At 60.2% G+C, this 13,212-nt stretch carries 7 protein-coding genes; 5 read left to right on the top strand and 2 right to left on the bottom strand.

Translation table 11 applies throughout. The features are described from left to right. Positions 1–427 precede the first annotated feature (427 nt). Together ACP39K_RS22520 and ACP39K_RS22515 are read left to right on the top strand one after the other, a co-directional pair. Positions 428–2,038, top strand: coding sequence for a condensation domain-containing protein (locus ACP39K_RS22520; protein WP_497008845.1), 1,611 nt, complete (start codon positions 428–430; stop codon positions 2,036–2,038). A gap of 64 nt (positions 2,039–2,102) precedes the next feature. Beyond that, on the top strand, positions 2,103–5,198 hold the full coding sequence (locus tag ACP39K_RS22515) for an amino acid adenylation domain-containing protein (RefSeq protein ID WP_147827581.1): 3,096 nt from the start codon (positions 2,103–2,105) through the stop codon (positions 5,196–5,198). A gap of 43 nt (positions 5,199–5,241) precedes the next feature. Here ACP39K_RS22515 and ACP39K_RS22510 read toward each other — a convergent pair whose 3' ends face one another. Further along, complete coding sequence (locus tag ACP39K_RS22510; protein WP_243810772.1) at positions 5,242–6,585, bottom strand: condensation domain-containing protein; 1,344 nt, start codon at positions 6,583–6,585, stop codon at positions 5,242–5,244. Positions 6,586–6,859: 274 nt separating this feature from the next. Further along, positions 6,860–8,176, bottom strand: coding sequence for a glutamate/aspartate:proton symporter GltP (gene gltP / locus ACP39K_RS22505; protein ID WP_016929412.1), 1,317 nt, complete (start codon positions 8,174–8,176; stop codon positions 6,860–6,862). Positions 8,177–9,077: 901 nt separating this feature from the next. Here gltP and acs point away from each other — a divergent pair. The 3 genes from acs (at position 9,078) to actP (ending at position 13,088) form a co-directional block, all read left to right on the top strand. Then, positions 9,078–11,036 carry an acetate--CoA ligase gene (acs, locus tag ACP39K_RS22500; RefSeq protein ID WP_089185201.1) on the top strand — a complete coding sequence of 653 codons (1,959 nt, stop codon included), beginning with the start codon at positions 9,078–9,080 and terminating at the stop codon, positions 11,034–11,036. Positions 11,037–11,127: 91 nt separating this feature from the next. Further along, positions 11,128–11,439 carry a DUF485 domain-containing protein gene (locus tag ACP39K_RS22495; RefSeq protein WP_004930047.1) on the top strand — a complete coding sequence of 104 codons (312 nt, stop codon included), beginning with the start codon at positions 11,128–11,130 and terminating at the stop codon, positions 11,437–11,439. Continuing rightward, positions 11,436–13,088, top strand: coding sequence for a cation/acetate symporter ActP (gene actP, locus ACP39K_RS22490; RefSeq protein WP_497008844.1), 1,653 nt, complete (start codon positions 11,436–11,438; stop codon positions 13,086–13,088). The genes ACP39K_RS22495 and actP overlap by 4 nt, the downstream gene beginning before the upstream one ends. The last annotated feature ends 124 nt before the right edge of the window (positions 13,089–13,212 follow it).

The raw sequence follows: 13,212 nt of genomic DNA, 5'->3' as shown, positions 1-13,212 counted from the left end.
GTTGCTTATCCCTGCGGCGAACCCATGTCTTTCGCGGCCGAACGGGCGCGGCCCCGTCCACAGCCAAGCCGCCGGCGAAGCGGCCGGCAGCTTGTATAAAAACGTAAAATAGTGTTAAGAATGATAATATTTTGCATTTTTTAATGCAAATCATTATCAATAAAGGTGTGAGGCCGGGCGTGTTCACCGCCAGAAACCCTTATATTTTTGCAGGAAAAACAAGCGCTGCAATAACAAGCAATCATTTCAATGCTAAGAATAATATAGATAAATTATTCACACCCAACGCCCTGCCTGCCCGGCATCGCTAAAACCCCTTATAGATAGCACCTCTGCGCCAAATGAATCAAATAATAATAATTTTCATTCCTATTAACATTTGGATATATTCTTGCAGTCTCGTTGGCTGAATCAAAATGGATACCCGATGAAAGCTTTGACCACGATGCAGGCCGCCTATTGGGTAGGCCGACAGTCCGCTCCTCCTCTCGGCGGCATGGCCGCCCACCTGTATGCGGAATTCGACAGCGGCGAGCTGAACATCGCCCGGCTGCGCCAGGCCGTCGAGGCGCTGTATCTGCGCCATCCGCTGTTACGCCTACGCATTACCGACGATGGCAGGCAGACGATCGCACCTCCCGGCCCCCGGCATACTTTGCATCTCGACGACTGGCGACATGCCGATGAAGCGACGCTGGCGGCCGCGCTCGCCGCCAAGCGCCAGGCGAAAAGCACCCAGTTGCTGCCGCTGGAACAGGGCGTTCCCTGCGATATCAGCCTGAGCCTGTTGCCGGCGGGACGCAGCCGCCTGCATGTCGATCTCGACATGATCGCCGGCGATGCCATGAGCTTTCGCCTGTTGATGGAAGATCTGACGGCGTTTTATCACCAGTGCCCGCCGGCCCCAGCCCATGACGCGCCGCCGGCCTACTTCGACCACCTCGAACGACGCGACGCCGACGCGGCGCTGCGCCAACGGCGCGAACGCGGCCAGCGTTGGTGGCGTGAACGCCTGGCGCAGATGCCGCCGGCGCCGCGCCTGCTGCGCACGCCGGACCGCTGCCGCAGCGATCGTTTGGCCATACAGTTGAATGCAGAAGAAAGCCGCGCGCTGGAAAACGTCGCGAAACGGCATCACACCTCCCTCTCGACGCTGTTTCTGGCGCTGTTCGCGCTGGCCGTCGGCCAGGGTTGGAACATGACACGCTTCCGGCTCAACGTGCCGCTGTTCCACCGCGAGAGCGAACGGGAAGACGCACATCGCCTCATCGGCGATTTCTCTAACCTGGTGCTGCTCGGCGTGGAACTGAACCCGACGGAAAACCTGAACGCCTTCTGCCGGCGCCTGATGACGCAGCTGGGGGAGCTGATCGAGCATGCGGATTACCCCGGCGTCAGCGTGATGCGCGATCTGTCGCGCCTGCACGGCAGCCTGCAACCTTCGCCGGTGGTGTTTACCGCCGGTTTCGGCATCCGCGGCAAAACGCTGTTTTCCGAACGGGTCACCGACACCTTCGGCCGTCTCGGCTGGGTGATCTCTCAGGGGCCGCAGGTGGCGCTGGATGCGCAGGTCGCCCATGTCGACGACGGTATTCTGATCAACTGGGACGTGCGGCTGGACGCGTTCCCCGAGCAGGTGCTGCCGCGCCTGCTGGCCTGTTACCGGGCGCTGCTGCACCTGGCCGCGCGGCAAGCGGGGGCGTTCGATCGCCCGCTGTCGCAGCTGCTGGCGCAATGCACGCCCGACGCGCTGGCGCAGCAGGCGCCGGTGCGCCAGGTGCTGCACCGGCTGCTGGTGCGGGTGGCTCCCGAGGCCGACTTGCGCGACCACGACGATATCCGCCGGTTGGCCTTGCCGGATGCCGGGGTGAACGCGCTGCTGACAGTGCTCAACAAGTATCTGGCGGCGGCGCTGACGGCGCAGGATCTGACGGCGCATCCCTCCCCGGCTGCGCTGGCGGCGTTGATCTGCCAACGGTCGCCCGAGGCAGGAAAGCATGCGAAAACGCTGCTCGCCGCGCTGGCGCCGCAGCACTGAGATCGGTTTCCGGGCGCACGGCGCCCGGCTCGTTTTAATCGGTTAGCGACTATAGGGAAGTACCATGGAGACACCATTAACCGCACTGCAGCAGGCCTACCTTCTGGGCCGCAGCGATCGATGGCCGCTCGGCGGCGTGGCGATGCACGACTTTCGCGAATACCGCACCCGGCAGCGGGATGTACCGCGCCTTGAAGCGCGCCTGGCCGAGCTGGTACAGCACTACCCGGCGTTGCGCACCTGCATCGATGTGCAGCGCGCCACGCAGCACGTACGCCCAGAGGTGACGCTGCATCTGGATCGCCACGATCTGCGCTCCCTTGATGGCGAAGCGGCGCAGCGCCAGACTGAACAGCTGCGCGATCGCTACTCCCACCAGCGCCACGATCCGAGCCAGCCACTGTGGCGCATCGCCGTGATCCAACTTGCCGAACAGCAGGATCCGACGGGATCGCCGTACGATACGCTGATCTTCACCAGCTTCGATGCCTTGATCCTCGACGGCCAAGGGATCTCCACCGTGATCGCGCGCCTGTTCGACGATCGCCCTCTGGCGCCGACCGCCGCCGCACTGCCGCCCCCCGCCGCATCGGCGGCGCAGCGCCAGGCCGATGCCGCCTACTGGCGTGAAAAACTGCAGGATGTCACCACGCCGTCGGCACTGCCGTGGCGCGCCCCGCTCGCCAATCTCACCTCATCACGCTATCGCCGCGCCACCTTGACGCTACCGCGCGATACGGTAAAACAGCTTGGCCGCCTGGGATCGCCGCATGCGCTGCTGCGCAACAGCCTGCTGTCGGCGCTGATCCTCGATACGCTGGCCCACTGGACCACCGATGGCGAGCTGTGCGTCGGGGTGCCGGTGGCGTTCCCCGCCGCCGACGGCGCCCTGGGCAACGCCTCCAGCTTCGTGGCGGTGCGCTATTCCCGCCACGGCGAAGATTTTATTCAGCGCGCGCAAGCCCTGCAGGACGACGTACTCGGCGCGCTCGACCACCTGGCATTTTCCGGCGTCGATCTGGCGCGGCAGTTGCTCGGCCAAAGCCAGGGCGGCCCGGCGCTGCCGGTGATCCTGACCAACTGCCTGGGTTGGGAAACGCTGCCGGCCGAGGTGCCGGTGCGCTTCCACGACGGCCTGACCCAAACGCCGCAGGTCGCCATCGACATTCGCCTGACGCTGGACAGCGAAAAAAATCTGCAGCTGTGCGTGGACTACGCCGAACAGGCGCTGCACGGCGAGCAGGTAGAAGCCATGCTGGCCGCGTTGCAGCGACGCATCCTGCACAGTTGCCAACGGGCCGACCTGGCGATCGCGCCGCGGGACTTCATCGATCTGGCGCATTACCGCCACAACGACAGCGAAGCGAATTACGCGCCTTATCCTTATCTGGCGCAGCTGGCCGAGCGGCTGTTTGGCGCGCAAAACGGCGGCAATGCGCTGATCTGCGGCGAGCAGACGCTGACCTACCGCGAACTGGGCCAGCGGATCGCCACGGCAATCGCCAACCTGCAGAGCCGCGGCGTGCAGCCGGGCAACGTGGTGGCGCTGTATCTGCCGCGCAGCCCGGAACTGGTCATCTTCAGCCTCGCCTGCGCCCTGCAGGGGGTGATCTGGGTGCCTGTCGACATCAACTCGCCGCCGGAGCGCACCGCCTACCTGCTGGAGAACTGCCGGCCGACGTTGGTGGTGCACGGCGGCGATCTGGAGACGCCGATCGGCGTGACGCCGGCGCCCCTGCTGACGCCGACGGATCGCACGCCTGCGCTGCCGGATGAACAGACGTTGGTGGAACGCAGCGCCAGCCTGGCCGCAAGCTACTATCTGTATACCTCCGGCACCACCGGCAAGCCCAAATGCGTGGTGCTCAACAACCGCGCCACCGCCAACGTTATCCACCAGACCCAGCTGCGCTGGGCGGTTACCGCTGACGACGTCTTCATTTCCGTCACGCCGCCGCACCATGACATGTCGATGTTCGATCTATTCGGTTCGCTGTGCGCCGGCGCCACGCTGGTGCTGCCGGCGTCGCATCAGGAAAAGGACGCCATCAGTTGGAACCAATTGGTGGAGAAACATCGGGTCAGTCTGTGGTGTTCGGTGCCGGCCATTCTGGAGATGCTGCTCACCTGTAAAACGGCCGACAGCCTGCGCTCCCTGCGCCTGGTGGCGCAGGGCGGCGACTACATCAAGCCGGCGACGGTGCAAACCCTGCGTACCCTGCGCCCGGATCTCGCGCTGTTCTCACTCGGCGGGCCGACCGAAACCACCATTTGGAGCATCTGGCACCCGATCGCCCCACAGGAGAGCGGCACCGTGCCTTACGGCCGCCCGCTGCCGGCTAACCGCTACTTCATCTGCCATGACGACGGCAGCCACTGCCCGGCGGGCGTGGTCGGCCGCATTCACACCGCCGGGGTCAACCTGGCGTTAGGCTATCTGGAACAGGGGGAACTTAAGCAGCACGATTTCGTCACCCTCGAAGGGCCGGACGGGCAATCGCTGCGCGCTTTCCGCACCGGCGATCAGGGCTATTACCGTGCGGACGGCAACATCATGTTCGCCACCCGAGTGAACGGCTATGTGAAGATCCGCGGCGTGCGCGTCTCGCTGCCGGAAATCGAAGACGTGCTGCGCCGCCATCCGGCGATCCTGGATATGGTGGTGGTGGATTATCCCAGCGGAGAGAACAACGAGGCGGCGCTCGGCGCCCTGTATCTGACCCGCGACGGCAAACCGCTGCCGCTGTCCGAGATCCGCGCCTTCGCCACCGGCTATCTGCCCTGTACCCATATTCCCACGCGCTTTATCCATGCCGAGGCGCTGCCGCTGTCCGCCAACGGTAAAACCGACCGCCATCGCATCCGCGCCGACCTGAGCCACCAGCAAACCGCGCCGGCGTTGAACGCCTGCGCGGCCCCGCCGCCGAACGCGCCGCTGGCGCGCAGCGCCGAGATCCTGGCCATTTACTGGCAGGAAATTGGCGTAACGCCGCGCCCGGAATGGGGGGAAGAGACGGCGTTTATCGCCATGGGGCTGAAGCTGCCGCATATCAAACAGGTGGCGGCACGCCTCAATGACGCTTTCGGCACCCGTCTGGTAAGCAGTTCGCTCTTGCCGTGCAAGAACGCGCGCGAAGTGGCGGCGTTGCTGGCCAGCTGAAGCCATAGCACTCGGGCGGGAGCATCCTCCCGCCCGCACTTTCTCAGGCGGGCAACGCCGTCAGGGCCGCCAGCGGTTGCTCCCAGGCTTCCCGCTGCAGCGCACGCAACAGAAATTCTTGCAGCGCCTCGCCATAGTCCAGCGCATCCTCCGTCGGAAACTGCTCCAGATAGATATCGATATCCACCTGCAGATCGCGAGCGTCGGTGCGGCCGCGATAAGTCAGGTTGAAACCGTCGCCCGAGCCGCCGGCCAATACGCTGCGCGTCCCGCTGCAGCCGGTAAAACGGGGCGTATCGAAGGGCTGCACGTTGATGAAAGGGGAAATAAAGAAGCGCGAGTCCGGATCCACGCCGCGATCGGCGGCCAGTTGGCGCAGGCGGTAGCCGCCGTGGCTACGCAGCTCGCGCAGCTGCTGCGTCAGCGTGGTGAGAAAGCTCCCCAGCGTCTCCGCTTGCGGCGGTGACACCAGCAGCGGCAGAGTGTTGACCGCCAGCGAAGGCACGTTGGTGGCGGCCTGTCCACGACGATTCAGCGCCGGCATCCACATCGGCAGCGTATCGCCTTGCCGGGTACAGCGCGGCATCACCTGAAACAGCCAGGCCGCCGACAGCGCCACCAGCAAGTCGGGCCAATTGATGCCGCTGCGCTCCGCCAACTGCGCCAGACAGTGCGACACCGCCGCCGGCAGCCGGTAGTGGGCGCTCAAACGCCGTACGCCATAGGCCTCACCGCCCTTGCGCACCGTCGGCAGCGCCTGCGACGGCGGCAGATAGGTCTGCCAAAAGCGCCGATCGCGCGCGCATCGCTCAGAATCAGCGTAGGCCAGTTCAGCCTGTTGAAAGGCGTCAAAGGCACCCAGGGGCATACCCGCGCAGCCCTCACCCAGATAGTGCGCGTATAACGCGGCGCAGCGGTGTTCGATCAGGGCCATGCCGAAGCCATCAACCAGAATATGGTGCGCACGCACGTACCAGAGGTAGCGCTCCGGCCCCAGTTTGAGCAGCCAGGCTGCGGCTAGCGGCTCGCTGTGCAGCGCCCGGCGCTGCGCGATATCTTCGCGCATCAGGCTTTGCGCCGCCTGCCAGGGATCGCCGTGCGTTTGCAGATCGATGCGTTGCAATGGCGGTGTGCGCTGTGGATCGTAACGTAACAGCGGGGGAGAGTCGCCATGCCGCTCACCAAAGCGCAAGGCAAACGCCTGCGTCTCGGCGAGAGTGGTGACGATCGCCCGGCAGAGCGTCTCTTCCTCTACCGCGCCACACAGTTCGGTGCAATGTGCGACGGTGGACAGAGTCCGCCCAGGGTGCAAGGTGTGTTCTTCCCAGAAATCAAGCTGCGCTGGCGCCAGCGGCAACCATCCAGAGGCCAAAGCGGTGTCCGACATGTTACCTACCTTTGATAAGCCCGAATAAAGACGCCGAACGGGCGTAACCCCACCGTTCAACGACTTTGCGTGTCTCCATACATCATCAAATGAAAATGATAATAACATCTATTATCATTTCTATTAATTTGGTAACACTTTAGATTCTGTTAAGCGGGGATGCAAGTCGCGCAGTAAGGCAGAGAAAAGAAAGTGGCAGGTTGAAGAGCCATAAAAAACAAAACGCCCCGGCACAACTGCCTGGGGCGTTTTCAACGTCGGCGATACTCGGTGATTAGGCCTGGTTGGCCGGCTTCACCTTCTGCGCCAGGAACTCCGTTTCGTAGGCCAGCGCCTTCTTGCGATCGAACTGGTGCTCCCACTTGGCGATCACCAGTACCGCCAGCGCGTTGCCCACCACGTTCAGCGCGGTGCGCGCCATATCCAGGATACGGTCCACGCCGGCGATGAACGCCAGGCCTTCCAGCGGAATGCCGACGCTGCCCAGGGTGGCCAGCAACACCACGAACGAGACGCCCGGCACGCCGGCGATCCCTTTCGAGGTCACCATCAGCGTCAGCACCAGCACGATCTCCTGCCCCAACGACAGCTCGATGCCGTACAACTGGGCGATAAAGATGGCGGCAATGCTCTGGTACAGCGTCGAGCCATCCAGGTTAAAGGAGTAACCTGTCGGCACCACGAAGCTGGTGATCGACTTGGGCGCGCCGTAAGCCTCCATCTTTTCGATGATGCGCGGCAGCACCGTTTCCGAGCTGGCGGTGGAATAAGCCAGGATCAGTTCGTCTTTCAGGATGCGGATCAGCGTCCAGATGCGCAGGTTGCACAGCCGGGCGACCGCCCCCAGCACCACCAGGGCGAAGAACGCGATGGCGAAGTACACCAGCACCACCAGCTTGGCCAGCGGCAGCAGCGAAGCGAAACCGAAGTTGGCTACCGTGACCGCAATCAGGCCAAACACCCCGATCGGCGCATAACGCATGATCATGTGGGTGACTTTGAACATGCTCTCGGACACCGCCTTGAACACCTTCAGCAGCGGCTCTTTGGTCTCTTTCGGCAACGACGACAGCCCCAGGCCGAACAGCACCGAGAAGAAGATAATCGGCAGCATGTCGCCCTTGGCCATCGACGAGAAGACGTTCGATGGGATCAGCGACAGAATGGTCGCCACCAGACTGTGCGAACCGCTTTGCACCTGTTCGGTGGTTTTCTCATACTGCGAAATGTCCACCGTGGTCAGCGTCGACATATCAATGCCGTGGCCAGGTTGGAATACGTTGGCCAACGTCAGCCCCACCACGATGGCGATCGTGGTGATCACTTCGAAGTAAATAATGGTTTTCAATCCGATGCGGCCCAGCTTTTTCGCATCCCCCACGCCGGCAATACCGACGATCAGCGTGGAAATAACGATCGGCACCACAATCATCTTGATCAGACGAATAAAGATATCACCCGCCGGGCTGAGAATATTACTGACCAGCCACTCACGAGATTCGGTCTGGTTGTGCAATACCGCGCCAACAATAATACCCAGTACCAACGCGATCAGGATTTGCCAAGCCAGGCTAATTTTTACACTTTTCATACCCAAAAAGTCCTCAAAGACTCTTTTCGCCGTACAAAGTCGCAACACGACGAAAAGAATACTTAATCATTTATTACAGGCTTATGTTAATTCAGCGGAAGCGTTCACCTGCCCTGGGTGAAACGCAGTATAAATCTGTATCATCCGGGCGGCATGCTCTGCAAGCCTTGATTTGTCAGGGTTGAGCGCTGAATCGAATCACAAAAAATTCGAGTAACTATTTCAAACGGCATAATTGGTTGTTATTAAAAACATAATTTTTCATACAATGAAGTACATAACCGCACCGACGACGATTTTTTGAACGCTATTAAAATGCGTTATTTTTCGCTCATTCTGCATATTTAATCCGCATGATATGTTTATATTTTGTTACTCAAAAGTCAAACAAATGAGAATTGACCGAGTGACAATTTCACCCATAAATGCAGTGCCACTTTATATTTCGATTAAAAAAAGAACGATATCGCAGGGCGCATACCATAGGGCATTACCCGAGCTTTCATCAGGAATTAAAGGTTAATAAAACGTTATTTCACGCTGTGCAGTCCATCGTTATATCGTGCTAATGCCAACTTAGAATATTAATAGCGAAAAATAATCCAAAAAGATTTATAGCGAGAAATAATGGCGGCCCTGATCGTATCTATTAATTTCTCGGCAGTTGAGCCCGTTTTGGTTTATTCTTTTTTGTTCTTTATATAAGTGTTTTTGGTTAAAAACGTGGGTTTATGAGGATTTAAGCGCCAAAGAGATAGATACGCCCTGCAAATGCGACAGAATGATTACAAATCAATATCTTTGTTGCGTGATCTGCCGCGCAAAAAAGAAACAAAGAATCATAGCAAACTATACTTAACCTTCAGTTGACATATCATTAACAACTTCAAGGAGAAAAGCTATGAGCCAACTGCATAAACACGCTATTCCTTCTGCAATTGCAGAACGCGCCCTGATTAATCCGGCACAATACCAAGAGTATTATCAACAGTCGGTTCAAGACCCAGAGGCTTTCTGGGGTGAGCATGGCAAAATCCTGGATTGGATCAAACCCTATACCAAAGTTAAAAACACCTCGTTCGATCCGGGCCACGTCAGCATTCGCTGGTTTGAAGACGGCACGTTGAACCTGGCGGCCAACTGCCTGGACCGCCATCTGGCCGAGCGCGGTGACCAGACCGCCATTATCTGGGAAGGCGATGACCCGACCCAATCCAAAAAGGTGACTTACAAACAGCTGCATCACGATGTCTGCCAATTCGCCAACGTGCTGAAACAGCTCGGCGTTAAAAAAGGCGACGTGGTGGCCATCTATATGCCGATGGTGCCGGAAGCGGCGGTCGCGATGCTGGCCTGCGCGCGCATCGGCGCCGTACATTCGGTGATCTTCGGCGGCTTCTCGCCGGAAGCCGTCGCCGGGCGCATTATCGACTCCAACGCCAAACTGGTGATCACCGCCGATGAAGGCCTGCGCGCCGGCCGCGCCGTGCCGCTGAAAAAGAACGTCGACGATGCGCTGAAAAATCCCGGCGTGGTCAGCGTGGCCAACGTGGTGGTATTCAAACGCACCGGTAAACCGGGCTACTGGCAGGAAGGGCGCGATCTGTGGTGGCATGAGCTGACCCAGGGCGTCTCCGCAGACTGCCCGCCGGAAGAAGTGAACGCCGAAGATCCGCTGTTCATCCTGTACACCTCCGGCTCGACCGGCAAGCCGAAAGGCGTGCTGCACACCACCGGCGGCTACCTGGTCTACGCTGCGATGACCTTTAAGTATGTGTTCGACTACCACGACGGCGACATTTACTGGTGCACCGCCGACGTGGGCTGGGTCACCGGCCACAGCTATCTGCTGTACGGCCCGCTGGCCTGCGGCGCCACCACGCTGATGTTCGAAGGCGTGCCTAACTATCCGGGCGTCAATCGCCTGTCGCAGGTGATCGACAAACACCAGGTCAACATTCTGTATACCGCGCCGACCGCCATTCGCGCGTTGATGGCCGAAGGCGACAAGGCGATCGAAGGCACCCGACGCGATTCGCTGCGCATCATGGGCTCGGTCGGCGAACCGATCAACCCGGAAGCCTGGGAGTGGTATTACAACAAGATCGGCAACGCAAGATGCCCGATCGTCGACACCTGGTGGCAAACCGAAACCGGCGGCTTCATGATTACCCCGCTGCCGGGCGCCACTGAGCTGAAGGCCGGTTCCGCCACGCGGCCGTTCTTTGGCGTACAGCCGGCGCTGGTCGATAACGTCGGCACGCCGCAGGAAGGCGCCTGCGAAGGCAACCTGGTGATCGTCGATTCCTGGCCGGGCCAGGCGCGCACCCTGTTCGGCGATCATGATCGCTTCGAGCAAACTTACTTCTCGACCTTCAAAGGCATGTACTTCAGCGGTGACGGCGCCCGCCGCGACGAGGACGGTTACTACTGGATCACCGGCCGCGTCGACGACGTGCTGAACGTCTCCGGCCACCGTCTGGGCACCGCCGAGATCGAGTCCGCGCTGGTATCGCACCCGAAAATCGCCGAAGCGGCGGTGGTCGGCATTCCTCACAACATCAAAGGCCAGGCGATCTACGCCTACATCACGCTGAACCACGGCGAAGAACCGACGCCGGAGCTCTATGCCGAAGTGCGCAACTGGGTGCGCAAAGAGATAGGGCCGATCGCTACGCCGGATGTGTTGCACTGGACAGATTCGCTGCCCAAAACGCGCTCCGGCAAGATCATGCGGCGTATCCTGCGCAAAATTGCCGCCGGCGACACCAGCAACCTGGGGGATACCTCCACGCTGGCGGATCCGGCCGTAGTCGACAAGCTGTTGGAAGAAAAACAATCAATGAAAGTGCCGTCATAATTTACGCCGCTTCAGGCCGCTCATTCGGATAACGCGCCGTTGAGCGGCCCTGGCGCGGCGTACTCTCTCAATACCGACTGGAGACACTCTGATGAATGACACCATTTATCAAGGGATTGAAGAAAACCCGCGCTTTAAAGAGCTGGTGAGAAAACGCGGCCGGTTCGCCTGGCTGCTTTCGCTGATTACGCTGGCGCTGTACGTCGGCTTCATTTTGTTGATCGCCTTCGATCCCCAATGGCTCGGCACGCCGATCGCCGCCGGATCGACCATCACCCGTGGGATCCCGGTCGGCGTCGGGCTGATCGTGATCTCTTTCGTCTTGACCGGGATCTACGTGTTTCGCGCCAACGGCGAATTCGATCGCCTCACCGCAGAGATTCTGCGCGAGGTGAAACAATGAAGCGCTTATTGTCCGCCCCCGCGCTGCTGTTGCTGCCGGGCCTGGCCTGCGCCGACGCCATTGGCGGCGAGGTGCATCGTCAGCCGCTGAACATCCAGGCGATCGTGATGTTTATCCTGTTTGTCGGCGCCACGCTCTACATCACCTATTGGGCGTCCAAACGCACCCGTTCCCGTCAGGACTACTACACTGCGGGCGGGCGCATCACCGGTCTGCAAAACGGGCTGGCGATCGCCGGCGACTTCATGTCCGCCGCCTCGTTCCTCGGCATCTCCGCACTGGTCTATACCTCGGGCTATGACGGCCTGATCTACTCCATCGGCTTCCTCATCGGCTGGCCGATCATTCTGTTCCTGATCGCGGAACGCCTGCGCAATCTCGGCCGCTATACCTTCGCCGATGTCGCCTCTTACCGTCTGCAGCAGAAACCGATCCGCACCCTCTCGGCCTGCGGCTCGTTGGTGGTGGTGGCGTTGTATCTGATCGCGCAGATGGTCGGCGCCGGCAAACTGATCCAGCTGCTGTTCGGGCTCAACTACCATGTGGCGGTGATCCTGGTCGGTATCCTGATGGTGCTGTACGTGCTGTTCGGCGGCATGCTGGCCACCACCTGGGTGCAGATCATCAAAGCGGTGCTGTTGCTGGCCGGCGCCAGCTTTATGGCGCTGATGGTGATGAAGTCGGTTAACTTCGACTTCAATACCCTGTTCGCCGAAGCGGTGAAGGTGCATCCGAAAGGCATCGCCATCATGAGCCCCGGCGGGCTGGTGTCCGATCCGATTTCCGCGCTGTCGCTTGGCCTGGCGCTGATGTTCGGCACCGCCGGTCTGCCGCACATCCTGATGCGTTTCTTCACCGTGAGTGACGCCAAGGAAGCGCGCAAGAGTGTGTTCTACGCCACCGGCTTTATCGGTTACTTCTATATTCTGACCTTTATCATCGGCTTCGGCGCCATCTTGCTGGTCAGCGCCAATCCGGCGTTCAAAGACGCCACCGGCGCGCTGCTGGGCGGCACCAACATGGCGGCGGTGCATCTGGCCAATGCCGTTGGCGGCAACTTCTTCCTCGGCTTTATCTCGGCGGTGGCGTTCGCCACCATTCTGGCAGTCGTCGCAGGCCTGACGCTGGCTGGCGCCTCGGCCGTGTCCCATGACCTGTACGCCAGCGTGATTAAAAACGGCAAGGCGACTGAGCGCGATGAACTGAAGGTTTCCAAGATCACCGTCGTGGTATTGGGGCTGGTCGCCATTGCCCTGGGGATTTTGTTCGAGAAGCAGAATATCGCCTTTATGGTCGGACTGGCCTTCTCCATCGCCGCCAGCTGTAACTTCCCTATCATCATCCTGTCGATGTACTGGTCGCGTTTGACGACCCGCGGCGCGATGATTGGCGGCTGGCTGGGTCTGTTAACGGCGGTAATTCTGATGATCCTCGGCCCGACAATCTGGGTGCAGATCCTCGGCCATGAAAAACCAATTTATCCGTATGAATATCCGGCGCTGTTCTCGATGATCGTGGCCTTTGTCGGCACCTGGCTGTTCTCGATCACCGACAGCTCGCTGGCCGGACAGCAGGAGCGGGAACGCTTCCGGGCCCAGTTTGTCCGTTCGCAAACCGGGCTGGGCATCTCTCAGGGCAGCTCGCATTGATCGAATAATAAGTGAAAAAAGCAAACACACCCTAATCAAAGGCCCTTCGGGGCCTTTTCTCTGGCTCGCTGGCGGAGAATAAGGAGGAGGGGAAAACCGCGCAGCGTAGCTGCGCTTTTTTGCG

The organism is Serratia sp. EC4 (assembly GCF_059652115.1).
The sequence above is the reverse complement of the archived record's forward strand: the minus strand, read 5'-3'. Positions and strand labels throughout refer to the sequence as shown.

Coding starts and splice junctions, on each gene's coding strand:
- ACP39K_RS22510 (WP_243810772.1), bottom strand. CDS start 6,585: ATGTCGGACACCGCTTTGGCCTCTGGATGGTTGCCGCTGGCGCCAGCG.
- ACP39K_RS22495 (WP_004930047.1), top strand. CDS start 11,128: ATGAATGACACCATTTATCAAGGGATTGAAGAAAACCCGCGCTTTAAA.
- actP (WP_497008844.1), top strand. CDS start 11,436: ATGAAGCGCTTATTGTCCGCCCCCGCGCTGCTGTTGCTGCCGGGCCTG.
- acs (WP_089185201.1), top strand. CDS start 9,078: ATGAGCCAACTGCATAAACACGCTATTCCTTCTGCAATTGCAGAACGC.
- ACP39K_RS22515 (WP_147827581.1), top strand. CDS start 2,103: ATGGAGACACCATTAACCGCACTGCAGCAGGCCTACCTTCTGGGCCGC.
- ACP39K_RS22520 (WP_497008845.1), top strand. CDS start 428: ATGAAAGCTTTGACCACGATGCAGGCCGCCTATTGGGTAGGCCGACAG.
- gltP (WP_016929412.1), bottom strand. CDS start 8,176: ATGAAAAGTGTAAAAATTAGCCTGGCTTGGCAAATCCTGATCGCGTTG.